This window comes from Candidatus Zixiibacteriota bacterium (genome assembly GCA_021159005.1).
Taxonomy (GTDB): domain Bacteria; phylum Zixibacteria; class MSB-5A5; order UBA10806; family 4484-95; genus JAGGSN01.
Window position 1 is genome coordinate 14,861 of record JAGGSN010000001.1, and the last position, 17,555, is coordinate 32,415.

The 17,555-nt window shown below is 42.7% G+C and carries 12 protein-coding genes; 10 read left to right on the forward strand and 2 right to left on the reverse strand.

The features are described 5' to 3' along the window. Nucleotides 1-31: 31 nt before the first annotated feature. From J7K40_00075 to J7K40_00090, 4 genes are all read left to right on the forward strand, one after another. On the forward strand, nucleotides 32-3,718 hold the full coding sequence (locus J7K40_00075; protein MCD6160794.1) for a T9SS type A sorting domain-containing protein: 3,687 nt from the start codon (nucleotides 32-34) through the stop codon (nucleotides 3,716-3,718). A gap of 432 nt (nucleotides 3,719-4,150) precedes the next feature. After that, the gene (locus J7K40_00080; GenBank protein MCD6160795.1) at nucleotides 4,151-5,065 is read left to right on the forward strand and encodes a 6-phosphofructokinase; all 915 of its coding nucleotides are present in this window, start codon (nucleotides 4,151-4,153) and stop codon (nucleotides 5,063-5,065) included. A gap of 87 nt (nucleotides 5,066-5,152) precedes the next feature. Further along, complete coding sequence (gene gap, locus J7K40_00085) at nucleotides 5,153-6,148, forward strand: type I glyceraldehyde-3-phosphate dehydrogenase (GenBank protein MCD6160796.1); 996 nt, start codon at nucleotides 5,153-5,155, stop codon at nucleotides 6,146-6,148. Between the two features lie 169 nt (nucleotides 6,149-6,317). After that, entirely contained in the window at nucleotides 6,318-8,558 is a 2,241-nt protein-coding gene (locus J7K40_00090) for a hypothetical protein (GenBank protein ID MCD6160797.1), read from the forward strand. Between the two features lie 99 nt (nucleotides 8,559-8,657). On the opposite strand, the gene J7K40_00095 is transcribed toward J7K40_00090, so the two are convergent. Next, nucleotides 8,658-8,912, reverse strand: a complete 255-nt coding sequence (locus tag J7K40_00095) for a hypothetical protein (protein MCD6160798.1) — start codon at nucleotides 8,910-8,912, stop codon at nucleotides 8,658-8,660. A gap of 95 nt (nucleotides 8,913-9,007) precedes the next feature. On the opposite strand from J7K40_00095, the gene J7K40_00100 reads away from it, so the two are divergent. Beyond that, nucleotides 9,008-11,230, forward strand: coding sequence for a T9SS type A sorting domain-containing protein (locus tag J7K40_00100; protein ID MCD6160799.1), 2,223 nt, complete (start codon nucleotides 9,008-9,010; stop codon nucleotides 11,228-11,230). 103 nt (nucleotides 11,231-11,333) lie between these two features. Then, nucleotides 11,334-13,271, forward strand: a complete 1,938-nt coding sequence (locus J7K40_00105) for a T9SS type A sorting domain-containing protein (GenBank protein ID MCD6160800.1) — start codon at nucleotides 11,334-11,336, stop codon at nucleotides 13,269-13,271. Nucleotides 13,272-13,545: 274 nt separating this feature from the next. Here the strand turns inward: J7K40_00105 and J7K40_00110 are convergent, their stop codons facing one another. After that, nucleotides 13,546-13,749, reverse strand: coding sequence for a hypothetical protein (locus tag J7K40_00110; GenBank protein MCD6160801.1), 204 nt, complete (start codon nucleotides 13,747-13,749; stop codon nucleotides 13,546-13,548). Between the two features lie 173 nt (nucleotides 13,750-13,922). Between J7K40_00110 and J7K40_00115 the strand changes: the two genes are divergently transcribed. Genes J7K40_00115 through J7K40_00130 form a run of 4 tightly spaced genes read left to right on the forward strand, consistent with a single transcriptional unit; the run spans nucleotide 13,923 to nucleotide 17,426 of the window. Beyond that, nucleotides 13,923-15,473 (forward strand): acyl-CoA carboxylase subunit beta, encoded by a 1,551-nt coding sequence (locus J7K40_00115; protein ID MCD6160802.1) that lies wholly within the window; start codon nucleotides 13,923-13,925, stop codon nucleotides 15,471-15,473. A gap of 15 nt (nucleotides 15,474-15,488) precedes the next feature. Then, nucleotides 15,489-15,836: an OadG family protein gene (locus tag J7K40_00120; GenBank protein MCD6160803.1), complete on the forward strand. Its 348-nt coding sequence runs from the start codon at nucleotides 15,489-15,491 to the stop codon at nucleotides 15,834-15,836. 33 nt (nucleotides 15,837-15,869) lie between these two features. Continuing rightward, nucleotides 15,870-16,277: a biotin/lipoyl-binding protein gene (locus J7K40_00125; protein MCD6160804.1), complete on the forward strand. Its 408-nt coding sequence runs from the start codon at nucleotides 15,870-15,872 to the stop codon at nucleotides 16,275-16,277. Nucleotides 16,278-16,304: 27 nt separating this feature from the next. Next, nucleotides 16,305-17,426 carry a sodium ion-translocating decarboxylase subunit beta gene (locus tag J7K40_00130; GenBank protein MCD6160805.1) on the forward strand — a complete coding sequence of 374 codons (1,122 nt, stop codon included), beginning with the start codon at nucleotides 16,305-16,307 and terminating at the stop codon, nucleotides 17,424-17,426. The last annotated feature ends 129 nt before the right edge of the window (nucleotides 17,427-17,555 follow it).

Consider the following 17,555-nt stretch of genomic DNA (forward strand, 5'->3'; position numbering starts at 1 on the left):
TTGCTCTCAAACTTGAGAAAAGGAGTTCCAAATGAGTCAAATTCTTGCGTTAGTCATGGCAATGATTACTATCTGCGCCATGGCATCGGCAAACACCATCACTCTTAACGATGAGCAAAGCACATTTGAAGCAACTACAATTACATCATCAGAGACAGAACTTGTATTAAACATTGGTTCTCTGAAATCTATTGTCTGTGATGATGGCATCTCAATTGAACTGCCCGAACCTTTAACGGTCGGCTCCGGCAATTTGCCAAGTCCGGGCAAAACTATCTTACCTGCCTATTCAACCTTGCTTGCAGTTCCCGAAAATGCTGAGCTTCATGTAATTATTGCAGGCGATGAGTTTATCGAGCTTACCGATTTCGAGTTAGCCAAAGCCAGCGGTGATGACGCTAAATGGCTAAGCGATGTTACTTCAAAGGAGGGATATTATCCGCAGGAGCTTGTCCGGTTTGAATATGCCGGCAAGATGCGCGACCTGAACCTTGCCAGATTAACTATCTATCCGGTTCAGTATGATTATACCCGTAAAACCCTGAAAGTTCATCATCAAATGACTATCAGAACTACCTGTAGCGGGGGCGATATACTGCCGCCCGATAGAGTTATCAGCGAAGCCTTCTACCCGATTTACAGCTCTATAATTTCCAATATCGACTTGCTTGATAATATCAATATCAAGCGAGGCGCCTACTGGTTTATAGTTCAGGATGGTTTAATGGGCGCCGTCGAACCGCTCGTCGAATGGAAAAGGCTTAAGGGATTTGATACCCGGGTTATTCCCATTTCTAATATAAGCAGTAATCCAAGTTCTGGGGTTATTCGTAATTTTATCTCAAGTGAGTACAGCGATGCCGATTTAAAACCCGACTATATTTGCTTAGTTGGCGACGAAGACATGCCTGGCAGTCCTGATGTGGTAACATTTTCCTATTATAATCCATTTGGAATGGGTCCATTCTCATCCGATAATTACTACACTTTCCTTGAGGGCAATGATTATTTCCCTGAATTATTTATCGGACGAATTTCAGTAGATGCTGTCGGTGAATTAAATGCCTACATTGATAAATTTGACGACTATGAAAGAAATCCCTACATGTTGAGTACTGATTGGTACCATAATGCGACAATGGTAGCCGGTGGAATTTCAAGTTGGTTTTCTTCTCAGAGATTAATCTCGCTTTGGGTGCGCGAGATGCTTTTAAACCATGATTATTTCAGGGTAGATACCTTATTTGAAACATATCATCATTCGGTTCCATTAAGTCAAATTACCTCCTCTATATCTGCTGGCGCAATGTATGTGAATTACCGTGGTTATGGCTCTGCGGATGGCTGGGCGCCGCCATATTATAGCGTTGGCAACATTTATTCGCTTTCTAATGCCCATAAGTACGGCGTTATGACATCGATTGTCTGCGGCACCGGCGCTTTTGGCAGCAGTTGGTCCGATCCCTGTTTCGGTGAGGCCTGGATTAGAGCGTCTATGAAAGGCGGGGCAGGCTTTATTGGCACAACCAATCGCGATACTCATACCAGGTTTAATAACTCTATCGATTGTGGAATATACTGGGGTTTGTTTATCGAAGGCACATACACAATTGCTCAGGCTCAATTGATGGGCAAGATGTGCTGTTATTACGCTTTCCCCGCGGATGATTATACTAATGGGCGCGTTCAGTCCTATTTCAACAGCTATCATGTGCTCGGCGACCCCGAACTCAACTGCTGGACTGATATTCCCAAACCTATGCAGATTACTCATATTGATACAATAGATATTGCCGCTAATGGTATAGCAGTGTCTGTCGCTGATGGAAGCAGTGTACCGATGCCGAATGCCTATGTTTGTCTTTCCAAAGGGCAGGAGGTTTTTCAGGGTGGTTTTACCGATGCAAACGGCGAAATCAATTTCGAGGTATATCCCAGCACCGCCGGAGATTTGAATATTACCGTGACGAAATCGGGATATATTCCTTATGAACGCGCAATAATAGTACAGAGTGCGGCTGTATCAGTCGGCTTGTGCGGTTATACTATTGATGATGACGATACCGGCAACTCCTCCGGCGATGGCGATATGATTGCCAACCCCCATGAAACTATCGAGCTTTCGGTATTATTAAAGAATTTCGGAGATGACGAAGCCGCCGCCGATGTTGAGGGCACGCTCTCATCGGATGATGATTATATCAGTATCACATCATCGACATCAGATTTCGGCGCTATAAGCCCCGGCGATTCAGCCGAATCCATCACGCCTTTCGTAGTTGAAATATCGCCTCTCGCTCCGCATGACCATACTGCCGAATTATTGCTGAATGTAACCGCCACAGGCGGGCACAACTGGCAGCATTATGTCCATTTGCCTATAACTGCCAGCCGGCTTGTTGAAAATTCAATTGCAATTCAGAACGATACCGATGGCGATGGCTTAATAGAACGCGGCGAAAGCGGTGAAATGATTGTCGGGCTTTTCAATGCCGGCTCGAAAGATATACTTTCCGCGCAGGGCATATTGCGAACTTATGACCCATTAGTGAATATCACAGATTCAACCTGTAATTTCGGCGATATCGAGGTGAACGGTACTGGCTCAAATAGCGGTACGCCGTTCTCAATGAGCTTAGCTTATGGCAGCTACAATGGCCATCAGATTGAGTTTATTCTGAAAGTAACCGGCGCTTCCGGGCATATTCAAACAGTTGAATTTACACATATGATAGGCGCAATAGCAAGCTCTGACCCATTCGGACCTGATGAATACGGCTATTACTGTTTCGACAATACCGATACCGATTATCCTTTACATCCCGAATATGAATGGATACCGATTGATGGCTCATGGCAGAGTGTTTATATTCAAGATGATAATATTGTTGTTCGAGACCTGCCGTTTGTAGTTCAATACTATGGCGAATCCTTTAATGAATTCAGCATTGTTGATAATGGCTATATTGCGATGGGCAGCCGGTGGTATAATTATTTCAAGAACACTAATATACCTTCCCCGCAATGCGCGCCGGCTATGATAGCGCCTCTATGGGATGACTTTCAAGGCTCGAATGTGCGGTATCATCATGATGATGTAAACGGTAAGTTTATTGTTGCCTGGAATAATGTTATGAGTCGTGATACAACTAGCAGCAATCCTTATCAACATTTTACTTTTGAATTAATAATTCTCGATACTGCTCACTGGCCGACTGCAACCGGTGACAATGATATTATATTCCAATACCAGCAATGCATATATCCTGACGTGGCCTCGGTCGGTATCTGCAATGAAATCAGGGATATAGGACTTCAGTATGTTTTCAATAATGCTTATACCGGCGGCGCAGCGACACTGGCAGCCGGCAGGGCAATTAAATTTACTACCTGCAGCGACTATACATCTGTTGATGATGACAACAAAGATAATCTACCGGCTAAATTCTACTTAGCTCAAAACTACCCCAATCCGTTTAACCCGACTACGAACATATCTTATGAATTACCCTCTGATGGCATAGTGAATCTTGAAATATTCGATATTCTCGGGCGCAAAGTGCGAACTTTAGTCGATGAATATCAATCAGCCGGACGCCAGACCATCATCTGGAACAGCCGGGATTCTGACAACAATCCGGTTTCAGCGGGCATCTACTTTTATAGATTGCAGGCAGGGGATAGTCAGATTGTCAAGAAGATGGTTCTGCTGAAGTAGAGCTTATCGTTTAAAAAATGAACATGTAGGGGCGTCCGCCATAAACGGACGCCCCCGGACTGTTGAAAAAGTAATAACTTAAGTTCTGAGAAAATATATGCACCGCGTGTAGGGGCGTATTGCAATGTGCCCCTACGCGTTTGATTATATAAAATTAAATATTGTTTTTACTGTGTTGTCGGATTCCCATACTATCAGTTTAGGCAGGTCGCAGCAAATCGTAACCTGCCGACTGCTTGGTTCTCGATTCCGCTCAACTAAAAACCTGCTCGACTCAATGCCATACTCATTTTGCAACAATTATCATAAAAGCAATAATATAAAGGGCTTGACAGACGATAATAATAAAAATATACTTTGATTTTCAGAGGAGGAATTTTGCCTGAGTATAAAAAAATTGGACTGTTGACATCCGGCGGCGATTCGCCGGGAATGAATCCGTGTATCAGGGCTGTTTTTCACGAAGCTGAAAATCAGGGAATTAAAGTAATCGCTTTCAGACGAGGCTATGCCGGTTTGCTCGATAACGATTGTTTCGAGATGACCTCGAATGATGTAAGTGGTATTATCCAGAGGGGCGGCACAAAATTATTAACCGCGCGCTGTGAGGATTTCAAATATGAGGAAGGCCAGAAAGATGGCATTGCCAACCTCATAAAAAACGACTGTGATGGTTTGGTGGTGATTGGCGGTGATGGTTCTTTTAAAGGCGCTTTTGCTATTGCCGACCGCGGCGTTGATGTAATCGGCATCCCGGCCACTATCGATAACGATATATTCGGCACCGATATGGCTTTAGGCGTTGATACAGCCATGAATAACATCATTGAAGTTGTTGATAAAATAAAGGATACCGCTTCCTCTCATGAACGAACATTTATTATCGAGACAATGGGGCGCGGTTCGGGCTATTTAGCCCTTATGAGCGGTATCGCCACCGGAGCCGAAGCGGTTTTGATTCCGGAAGTAGATTACGATCTTGAAAAAATCGTTATGCGTATTAAAGCACGGTTTAAGCAGGGGAAAATCAGCAATATTATCATCGTTGCTGAGGGCGCGGCAACGGCTTATCATGTTGGCCGGCAATTCTCTAAAATTGCCAATATTATATCTCATATCACAGTCTTGGGACACCTTCAAAGAGGCGGTTCGCCATCCGCATTCGACCGCGTGCTCGGTTCAAGACTCGGCTCGGCAGCTGTTATAAAACTCTTAGAGGGCAACTCAAGCTGTATGGTGGGTATGGTTAAGGGTGAAATTACTGTTAGCTCGTTTGTGGATGTATTTAAAAAGAAGCGAAAACTTGGCTCAAGTGATATTAAATTAGCTGAAATGCTTGGTAAATAGAAAAATAGCTTGCTATAAAGGCAATTGCCCTACTATAAATTGTGATATAATAGCGAATATTTTGATTTAATTCCTTAAGGAGGGAAAATGAGCGTAAAAGTTGGTATTAATGGGTTTGGACGTATTGGGCGTCTGGTGTTCAGGATTGCCATGAAAGAGTCGGATATCGATATTGTTGCCGTAAATGATATTACAGACGCTAAAACCCTGGCGCATCTTCTCAAGTATGATTCGGTACACGGCATTTTGCCGGAAGATATTTCTGCCGGCAATGATGGTTTTAAAGTTGGCGGCAAGACTATAAAGGTTTTTGCCGAACGCGACCCAGCCAAACTTCCTTGGGGCGACCTTGGAGTGCAGGTTGTTTTGGAATGCACCGGTATTTTCCGCACTAAAGAAACTGCCGGCAAGCATATAACCGCCGGCGCTAAAAAAGTTCTGATTTCAGCTCCCGGTAAAGAAATTGACGGCACTTTTGTTAAGGGTGTCAACTGGGATAAATACGATGGCTCGAAACATGATATAGTCTCAATCGGTTCATGCACTACCAATTGCTTGGCGCCAATTGTTAAAGTGCTTCATGATACATTTAAAATCAAACGCGGTTTTATGACAACAATTCACTCTTATACGAATGACCAGCGCATCCTCGATTTGCCACATAGTGATTTACGCCGTGCCAGATCGGCGGCTGTGTCGATGATACCTACGACTACCGGCGCTGCCAAAGCTATATCTGAGGCGATTCCCGAAATGAAAGGCCGGCTTGATGGCTGCTCTATCAGAGTTCCTACTCCGGATGGTTCCATTGTTGATTTAGTGGTCGAAACAGAAAAAAATACATCGGTTGAGGAAGTTAACGCCGCCATGAAAAAAGCCGCTGATGGTCCCATGAAGGGCGTACTTGAATATACTGAAGACCCGATTGTCTCAATTGATGTAGTGGGCAATTCGCATTCATCGGTACTCGATTCGCTATCTACTATGGTTTCCGGCAATATGATTAAGGTATTCTCATGGTATGATAACGAATGGGGATTCTCCTGCCGCATGGTGGATATGATTAAGGAATTGGGAAAATAGCAATAGTTCACGCGTCGTCAGGAATCCTTTCCTGATAAAATTAGTACTCTCATAACAGTAGCAGGGCAGGAGTCTCCGACTCCTGCCTTTTTCGCTGTATAAAAAAAATGCAAATACCTTAAAAAAATACTGGAAATTCCCCTGCATTTTGTTGTAAAATATCAGCGTTATGTTTAGAAAGTTGTTGATAATCATCGCCTGTCTTTGCGCGGCATTTATAGGCTGTTCGGGTGATGATGTTACCAGTTTGGAAACCGGAACCCTGTCCGGTGCTGTTACAGTCGATGGCGAGGGCGTTAGCGGTGTTGAGATTGTTGTCAGTTCGTATAATGTAAGCGGTAAAGTAAACTTTACTAAGGCTGAACCATTAGCCAGAATATTTGCTGTTGGCGATTATTCTTTCGAGCTTTATGCCGGTGTCTATCGCGCTGATTACACCTACAGCGGTTTCGGTCAACAATCGCTTAGAACTGCCCGCTATCCTATTATAATCGCCCCTAATGCATCGGCTATTGTCAATGTCGAGCTAAAAGACCCTATACCGCACAGTTTTATTGCTATTAACGGCGATGCGGCTGTTGAATTATCATGGGAAAGCGCTTACGGCGCGGTTCGCTATTATCTGTATAGATCAGTGTTGCCCGATAATGGCTTTGCGATTATTGCTCAGATTGATACATCCGGCGGCACAGTATTCCATACTGACCAGCCGCAGACATTGGGAACATATTATTATAAGGTTACCTCAGTCAACAACGAGGGCATCGAAAGCGGTTATGAGGAAATCAAGCAGGTTGAATTTACCGCCGCCATAAGGCCGCCAACCGGTCTTCGGGCTGTCGATATGGTCGATTATGTGCAATTAAAATGGGATGCCAAACCTCGAGCTGACCAATATCGTATCTACCGTTCAAAAAGCAATGAACAGAACTGGAATTTTATCGATTCAACAACCGCTAATTCTTATGATGATATACCTGCTGACACGGCTATTTATTATTATAGAATCACAGCAGTAATTAACCGATACGGCTCCGAATCAGAGCCTGGCGCATCGGTATCCGTTCATTTCGATAGAGTCTTTGACCCGCCTCAAGGCTTGACTATTATAGACAAAGGCTCCGAACTTTATCTTAACTGGCTGGAATATGAAAATGCTTCATACTACTCGGTATATCGCTCGGTATATCCTGATACCGGTTTCCAGAGATTAAATACTATACCTGATCCGTTTTATTCAGACACTCCAATTGATACTAATACATACTATTTTTATGTTACGGTTACCGGTTATAATGGTCTCGAATCGGCGCCATCTGAGATAGTCAACGCTCATTTTGATAAGGTTTTAGATTATCCCTCCGGATTTACCGCTGTAAACAAAGGCCTTTACGTTGAGCTTAATTGGGATGAAGTTCTCTGGGCAAACGCTTATCGAATATATAGATCTGTTGATGGAGAGGTTTATCATGAGATAGTGCGGCTGATTTCAACCAGCTATAACGATTCGCCGATTGATTCGGGGCTGTATTATTATCGTATTGCTACCGAAACAAGTGCCGGAGTTGTGGGAGAACTATCGTTGCCGGTGTCGGTTGATTTTACAAATAACCTTATGGCTCCAACCAATGTTGTTGCCCAGAATAATGGAACCTCCATAAGGATTTACTGGGATTATGTCGAAGGCGTTGAGGGATATGAGATATACCGATCATTATCAGGCAACAGTTTTGAGCTTGTTGGTTCGACAAATGGCAGTTATTACGATGATGTGCCTAACTTTGAGGGTTCGTATTATTATAAAGTCAGAGCCTTTGATGCAGTCGGTCATTTCTCGCCCTTCTCGAATACCGCTTTTACTTATTTTGATGACAGCCCTATACCGCCTGAAAATGTTATGGCTATCGATTCTATTTACAGAGTGTATATCAGTTGGGAATCAGTTGATACTGACGGCGTATTTTTGGTTTACCGAAGCTCCCAGATGGATGGTTATTATGCCCCAGTTGATACAACATCGGTGTTGATGGCTATTGACTGGCCATCTATAGCCGGGGCGTACTATTATAAAGTAAAAACGGTTATTAATTACGATACAAGCGGTTTCTCCGATTTCGGTTATGTAAGCTTCTCCGGTATCCTTGACACTCCCTATAACATGACTGCTGAAACTGACAGCAATCGCGTTAATCTCGAATGGGATGAAGTTAGCGGGGCTTATTCTTATGAGGTTTTCAGGAAACGAGATGGTGATACTAATTATCAATTGATAGTTGAAGTATTTCAAGGACCTTATTATAGCGAGGAGCTTGAATTTGAGGGGATATACTGGTACAAGGTAAGGGCCTTAACTCAGGGCGGATTAAGGTCGGGATTTTCCAATCCGATTCAGGTTAATATCGAATTCTAAATTATAATTACTTTATACTGATTTCTACTTTTTTATAAACATATAAATATTGGTATGCGAGGACATACACCAGCCACCTTTCGCAAGAGGTATCCCGCATTATTCATAAACTCTACAGGGCAATGCAGCAGTATGCCAATATGTCATTGCCAACCCGCCTAAGGAGGCAGGACATGCATTAACTATTATGATAATTTCAGGAATTTTGTTGACATCAATTATTAATAGTGCTATTATTATTCTAATTAAAGCAGTTGAGGATTCTGCAAAAACAGTATTACGCAATACAAACTTCACAGGAAGTATAATGTTTGAAATGAACAATAAATCTCCTCCCTGTTTGGAATTATTCAAATTTTAATTTCATCCTTTATAATTTCATGCAATATAAGGAGAGAGCATGATAAAAATTACAATTACCATAACAATTAACTTAGAAAGGAGGAAGAGTGATAAATTTTAGAACTCCCACTCTTTTAATAGTGGTATTGATGATAGTTCTGAATGTGGGGGCGGTATCAGCCGCTGGCGGACAACCGAGCAGCGAAGAAGATATGCCTGTTGTTTTTGTTCCCAGTGATGATGTTTTGCGGCTGGATAATGTTATGGCTTTTCCAGGCCAGAATTCGGTAATAGTACCGGTTTATTTTGAGGCATTGCCGGGGCATTCGATAACAGGCTTTGAATTTGAACTGGTTATGCCCTCAAATGGCTTGACCTATGTCGGTTACGATTCGATACATACCGACTGGAACAGCGATAATTTATCGGTTTATCTCGGCGGCAACTATATTGAGGTTCAGGGCTATGATGATATTCTGCCGGATAATGCCGCTCATAATTTAATCAATCTTATTTTCGATATTGACGCGGGCGTTGATTTCGATTCGACTATGAATCTTACTTTTCAAGAAGATATTCATTTTAGCATAGATGGTGATGACGTACAATATGATCCAATTGTTCAAGATGGCTGGATAAAAACAATTCAGGATAGCGTTTATGTACTTCTCGATTCAACAGTAGGATATTCGTATCAGGCTTTTGGCGATGAAGGAAGCATTAAAGACACCATGTATGTCAGGATGCCTATTTATTTGTATGCAAATTACCCCTGCTCCGACTATTCGTTCCAGATATATTACGATACAACATATTTGTCCTGGGCTGGAACAGAATTGAGCGAGGCTTATGATGTCAATGTATGCGAACACGACAGCAGTATGGGTTTATTGACTATTGCCAACATACAACCTGTTAGCATACCCGACTCGATGGAGGTTTTGCTGGTTAAGCTTTTATTCGATGTTAAGGATTTGCATGAGCAATACAACCATGATCTCGATTTTAGCAAACTATCAACTCTTATCCCGTTAAACAACCCTGCGCATCCGCCTTATATAAAAGCTGCCGGGTCAAATCATTATGCCGACTTGATTCCGGGCGTCAATTTCCATGAGGGCTGCGTTTACCTTCCGAAATATAGGGCGCAGTTTGATATTGTCGATGCGCATATTGGTTCCGATGGTCGAGTAACTGTTCCGGTATTATTCAAACCGACATACTGGGCGCAGTATTATAGAACATTTTTAGTCTATAATGTTCTCGATTTACAATTCGAATACATGGATGTAGGCGATGAACCCCTGCCTCAAGATGTTATATGTGTTCTTAGAGATACTACACATAATATGCATACAATTGAGATTACAACGGTCTCTATTCATGAAGAGGAAAAAATTCCTCCGGATGAATTTTCGGAACTTTACTATCTGCATTTTAGAGCGCACGATGAGTTTATGGAAAAACTGGGAAAAACGACTCCTATTTATTTCTCTGATAATCATGACAATATAAGCGAAGTTCGGGATTATTTCCCGCCAGAGGACAACCCGGATGCTCATATTGTTAGAGACAACAGTAATGAACCGCCGTATTTCGTCTCGGATACCGGCTATGTTGAGGTGCCATTAGCTCTTATGAATGTCAAAGATAATGTTGAATGTCAGGGCGATTTCGCTGAAGTTCGAGTTATGGTGGAATGGATTGGGAAAAATAAATTTGATGCTATCGATATAATAGCTTCAACAGAAGGTCCCTTGCTTTTTGAAAAAGAGATGCTTGAGGGCGATTGCAATATTAACTGGGACAACATAGACGTGTTCGACCACGGCCAAACTATTCGCGCTGCTGGCAGTATGAATCCCGGTGATATAAAAGAAGGCATTTTATGCGGCTTTTTAGTCGCTGGCGAACCTACCTATGATATTACGGAGATTAAGTTGGAACGTGTACTTCTTAGTGATTCATACGATGATTATTATGCCGCTTGCGAGGATGGCTGGGTTGAGGCTTGTCGAGGAAGAGAAGGCAAACCAGACCCAATAATAGTTCCGACTCTGCAGCTTTCACAGAATTGCCCAAATCCATTTAATGCCGCCACTAAAATAAATTTCCTTACTATTAACAATGGCTATACCTCAATCGAAATCTACGATATCCTGGGCAGAAAAGTTAAGCGGCTCTTGTCAAAAGAAATGTTGGCAGGCAGTCATAGCATAGTTTGGGATGGCACTAATGATAACGGCGCAATAGTCAGTTCCGGATTTTATTTCTATGTTCTTTCAGCAGATGGCAATAAAAAATCTAAAAAGATGATTCTAATAAAGTGAGCTGATTATGAAACATGATAATAATTTTTCCGGAGTCTTTGGTTTAACAGCAAACATTTTTAATTCTAAATATAAGCGCATGTTGTTTAGTAAAGGAGTTGACATGTTAAAAATAAAAAAAGTTTTTGTAATGGTATTAGCTGCAAGCTTAGTTTTTGGCGCCTCAGCGTCATTTGCAGCTGACAACCTGAATATCGGCGAGGAGAATCCTATCGTATTGGTGCCTTGCGACCATAATTTGTCGATAGCGGATAGTGTTCCGTCTTTTGCCGGGCAAGATTCTATTAATGTCCCAATTATATTTCAGGCAAGCAATAGTGCGGTCAGCATTACACGCATAGAATTTAGCATTTCCATGCCTGACGGTGTAGATTTTAACAGTTTTACGCTTAACTCTTGGGAAGGAGATTACAATATTTACCAATCAGGTAATAATTTTGAGGTACAGTGCTGGAACTATACGCTTGTTTTAGCGCCTAACGAAATTGTACAATTGGTAGATTTTTATTTTGATGTACATTTGAGTGTTGGACCGGATTCGGTTTTACCTTTTGGTTTTGTTGATGATGTTTATTTTTACGAGTCAGGTGATCCGTTAGCCTACGACCCACTAACCTACGATGGCTCAATAAGAACATACAGCGATAGCTGCTGGGTGGATGTTGCCGATAATATTACCGGTTTCTCAAACCAGGCTATGGATGAAAATAAGGATATCTATGTTGAAGTGCCGGTTAACCTGTATACCAAATTCCCCTGCACGTTTTACAGGATTTTACTTTCATATAGACCGAATGGCCTTGAAGAGCCTAATCCCCCGATAGAAGAATGGCCATTGCAATACGTCGGTTACGATACTGCGAACGTTAAATATGGTACTTATGTTGATCATCCTTATGCCCCGGGTTATGGTGATATTTTAGTAATAGCAAAAACCATTATCCCGTACGACACAATATATGCCGATATGCAGATTGATTCGCTTGTCACTCTTTACTTTAAAGTAAACGATTTTCATAATGAATTTAACGCTGATGCTAATTTCGATACTTTGCTTGATGTGATACAAGCTGTAAGTTCTATTTCTAACGAATATAGTTTTTTAGGCACAACACCCGGCAACTATGTATACTTATACGAAAATGAAAATTTCCATGGCGGCTCGGTTTATATTCCCGGATATTCTACTGAACTGCAGATTGGTTTTGTGGATGTTTTTGATACAACAACTGTAGTATCTGTTCCTGTATATGTTAAACCGACAACATCTTTTTACATTCAACATTATGAGACCAAGCTGGAGTACGAGCCGGCTCTATTGACATTGCAGAGTATTACAGTTGGCGATGCGCCGGTTCCACAAAATATACAGTTTACTGACTTAGGCACCTACGACGACTGGAATACTATCGAGGTGATGACATATGACCTGCAGGATGATCAGTATATAGAGCCGGATATTTACGATTGGACTACGATCTATACTCTTAACTTTGCTCCTACCGATTCTTTCCTATCATTAAGTTACGGAAATGCTTATATAATGCCGGCTGAGGGCTGGGGCTGCTACGGCTTAGTGCTCGATTACTTTTCGGTTCCGGGATTTAATAGTATTGTCAGAGACAATTATGACGCAAATTTCTCCTTCCAATTAGGCAGAGTGCATAGGGTAGGGGGGGGCAGGAGCCTTACTGAGCCCATTGAGAGCGTTGATGCTTTAGCCGGAACCGCAGGTACATTATCTGGCGATGATCTTATACCGCATATCTACTGCCTGCATCAGAATTACCCTAATCCGTTTAACGCAACCACAAATATCGAGTTCAGCATTGCCGAACCGGGCTATGTAATCCTCGATATTTATAATATGCTGGGTAAAAAAGTCAGGTCATTAGTATCAGCCGATATGTCAGCTGGAGCGCATCAGGTTATCTGGGATGGAACAAACAATCAAGGAACGGTTGTCAGTTCTGGTTTCTATTTCTACAGTTTGACCTCAGAGAAATTCCAGCAAACAAAGAAAATGCTTTTACTGAAATAATAACTATCGGATGAGCAAAAGATTGTTGACAAAAGGTAATATTGAAAACATTTTTTAACGTCATGGCAATAGTCGGGGCTGGAAAGCTCCGACTATTAAGGGGTTAGAACTTTACCTAAAACTTAATAGCCCCGATTTTCCAGTAAGGGCGGGCTTAGTCAACAGTCTGAGAATGCTGACAAAGCAACAAACCATCTTGCTGCCAATCACTGCTTGGCAGCAAGAATGAAAACCATTATTCGCAGTTGGCATACTCTGTGGACGAAATCGTTTGCTAATAAAGCTGGTACACAAGGATATACATCAGCCGCATTTCGTGAGCAGCATCCAATGCAGACAGACTCGTTTTGTTGCCGGCGGCAGACGTTCCCGTCGGCTCTTTCGTTGTGGTTGGCGTGCATTCCCGTGCATCAACTTTTCGTGAATGTTTGGGAAAGCAATAGTAATAAAACAACCAAAATTCTTTGCATCGTTTCAAAGACCTTCAAATAAGCTATTGAAAATTAAAGTCTTATAAAAACATATTGATTATCTAAGTATAAACAAAGAAATAATGAATAATATTTTAAAAATCAATAATATTTGTTGATTATTAGAAATTATTAATTTACACTTGCAATAATTAAACAAAATATCTAAGGTGATAAGGATATGTCAGAGAAAAAAATAAATGCTCTTAAAAAAAATCGGAATACGCTAATTCAGGGCGGCGGCGAAAAACGAATTGCCAAACAACATGAACTTGGCAAGCTAACCGCCCGCGAACGGCTGGCCCTGCTTTTTGAGGAAGATACTTTTCGTGAATCGCTTCTTTATATGAAGCATCGCTGTACTCAATTCGGCATGATGAGCAAGGAATTCCCTGGCGAGGGAGTTGTAACCGGTCACGGCATTGTCGATGGCCGTCCTGTTTACGTTGCCAGTCAGGATTTCACGGTTGCCGGCGGCTCTGTCGGCGAAGCTACCGCCAATAAAATCAAGGAAGCTATGGATGCGGCGATGAAAACCGGCGACCCCTTCATTTTCATCAATGACAGCGGCGGTGCTCGTATTCAGGAGGGTGTTGACGCGCTTTCCGGCTATGGCGGGATATTTTATCGTAATGTGCTATTATCCGGAGTTGTGCCGCAAATAAGCATTATTGCCGGGCCCTGCGCTGGCGGTGCAGCTTATTCTCCGGCATTGACTGATTTTATTATCCAAATCCGTCATGAGGGACAGATGTATATCACCGGTCCTTTGGTAATAAAGCAGGTAACCGGTGAGGAAATAACCGCCGAACAGCTTGGCGGAGTGGAAAGTCATGCTCATTATTCGGGAGTTGTGCATTTTATCGCCGAGAATGATGAGGATTCAATAAATATCGCCAAAAAACTGCTCTCATTCCTGCCCAGCAACAATACCGAAGACCCGCCATTTTTCCCGGAGTTTCACGATGAGGAAATCATTCCCGATGAATCATTAAACAGCATTGTTCCCGATGATCCCAGCGAACCCTATGATATGCATGAGATAATCCTGCGTATTGTCGATAATGCCGATTTCATGGAAATCCAGGAGCATTTTGCGGATAATATAATTATCGGTTTTGGACGGCTTACCGGCCATACTGTCGGCATAGTTGCCAATCAACCTATGAAAAAAGCCGGCGTACTGGATATCGATTCATCGGTTAAGGCAGCCCGTTTTATCAGATTCTGTAATGCTTTTAATATCCCAATCTTAACTTTTGTCGATGTTCCCGGATTTATGCCGGGTGTACAGCAGGAATACAGCGGGATAATCCGTCACGGTGCCAAAATGCTTTTTGCTTATGGCGCGGCAACTGTCCCGAAAATTACGACTGTAATACGTAAAGCTTACGGCGGCGCATTCTTGGCAATGTGCGCCAAAAGCATGGGCGCTGATACTATCTGCGCCTGGCCATCAGCCGAAATTGCGGTTATGGGTGCAGAGGGAGCTGTCAATGTGCTTTACCGTGAAGAAATAAAGGATGCTGAAAAACCGGAAAATGAACGCGCTGAGAAAATCAAGGAATATAAGGAAATATTTGCCAATCCGTATGTAGCGGCGGCTCATGGGCTAATTGATGATGTTCTTGAACCGGCTGAGACAAGGCAATATATTGCGGCGGTTTTAGATGTATTAAAAGCTAAGCGGGAATTGCGTCCCCAGAAAAAACACGGGCTAATCCCCCTTTAAAACAAAAGGCATATTATGCAGGAAACGCTTGGATTTACTATTAAATTCTCAATCGTTGGGATACTTATTGTTTTTTCCGCCTTAACGTTTATATCGATAATTGTATCTCTTCTAAAACGAACTGATGACCGTTGGCAGGCTCATGAACTGTCTCAACAGGAAGCAACGGCTTCAGAGGGGGAAGCTAATATTGACATTTTGACGTTAGTTATTATTTCAGCCGCCGCCGCTACGGTTTTGCAGGGAAGGTATTATGTCCGAAAGATAAGACGCATACGCCGTTTGGGCGCCAAGCCGGGTTCCTGGACTGTACAAGGCAGATCTATATTGCTTGGCTCGCATTTAGTGTCTAAGAAAAAATAAAGGTTTTATAATAATGATTTCAGGAGATATACAATGAAGCTCAAAATAACAGTTCATGGCGTTGCCTATGAGGTGGAGGTTGAAGTTTTAGATGCTGGCGAGGGTTTTTCCTCTGTATCAAGTTTGCCCAAGTTTCAACCGCGAGTGCAAGCGGCTAATTCAGGTGGAGCTGCTGCTGCTGTTGTGCCGCCGCCTGCAGCAAGTCCTCAATCATCACAGGGTTCTGTAAGTGGTTCGGTTGCCTCCCCGATTGCAGGAACGGTAATTGAAATAAAATGCAAACCGGGCGATTCAGTTACAGAGGGACAGGTACTGTTGATAATTGAGGCGATGAAAATGAAAACATCTATCGCTGCGCCCACATCCGGCAAGGTTAAAGCTGTTCCCGTATCAGCGGGAGATTCGGTTCGTGAAAGTCAAATCCTTGTGGAATTCGAATAGCGACCGCGCTATTTCCGGGAGCAATTAATGGAAATATTGTTAAACTTTGTCCAATCCGGGGCTGTTGGGAATATTACATACGGCAATTGCATTATGCTCGTAGTTGGGTGTATATTCATCTATCTTGGCATAGCCAAAGATTATGAGCCTTTGCTTTTAGTGCCCATTGGCTTCGGCATTCTAATTGGCAATATACCTTTTGCGCCGGGCTTAAAACTCGGTATCTACGAACAGGGAAGCGTTCTCTCGATACTTTATCAGGGTGTAACCCAGGGATGGTATCCGCCGCTGATATTTCTTGGGATAGGCGCAATGACAGATTTTTCCTGTATGCTGGCTAATCCTCGCTTGATTTTATTGGGCGCTGCCGCCCAGGCTGGCATATTTCTAACCTTCCTTGGGGCAATATTGCTTGGTTTTGCCTATAAGGAAGCCGCCGCTATCGGCATCATAGGCGGCGCGGATGGTCCCACTGCCATATTTCTATCATCAAAAATGGCGCCGCATCTGCTGGGAGCAATAGCGGTTTCGGCATATTCATACATGGCGCTGGTGCCGGTGATTCAGCCGCCAATTATAAAACTTCTAACTACAAAAAAAGAACGGCTCATACGTATGAAGCCATCAAAACCGGTGAGCAAACGGCTCAGGATAATATTTCCGATAGCGGCTTTTATTATTACCGGTTTTATAGCGCCCGGTTCAATCAATCTGCTTGGCTTTTTGTTTTTTGGCAATCTGCTTAAGGAATGCGGCGTAACAGAACGATTAGCTAATACAGCCCGCAGCGCTTTTATTGATATTGTTACGATTTTACTGGGCCTAACAGTTGGCGCCTCTACTGATGCCAGTCGATTTATTACTCCGGCATCAATCAAAATTTTTATGCTTGGAGCCGCATCTTTCGCTGTCGCTACCGCCTCTGGTGTTTTATTTGCCAAAATTATGAACTTAATATCGAAAAATAAGATTAATCCTATTATAGGAGCCGCCGGTGTTTCAGCGGTACCCGACTCAGCCCGGGTATGCCAGATGGTAGGTGCGCGCGAGGACCCAAACAACTTTCTTATCATGCATGCGATGGCGCCCAATGTCGCCGGCGTAATCGGTTCGGCTGTGGCCGCTGGAGTTTTATTGGCAACATTCTAATCGGGACTTTGCGATTGAATAAATGAAGATATTAAGATAATTGCAGCGAATTTGAATCGCCAAATTTTTTTTAGTTGCAATTTACCTAACCCGGATTATTCGCAAAAAATGACAGATTGGCATATTGTT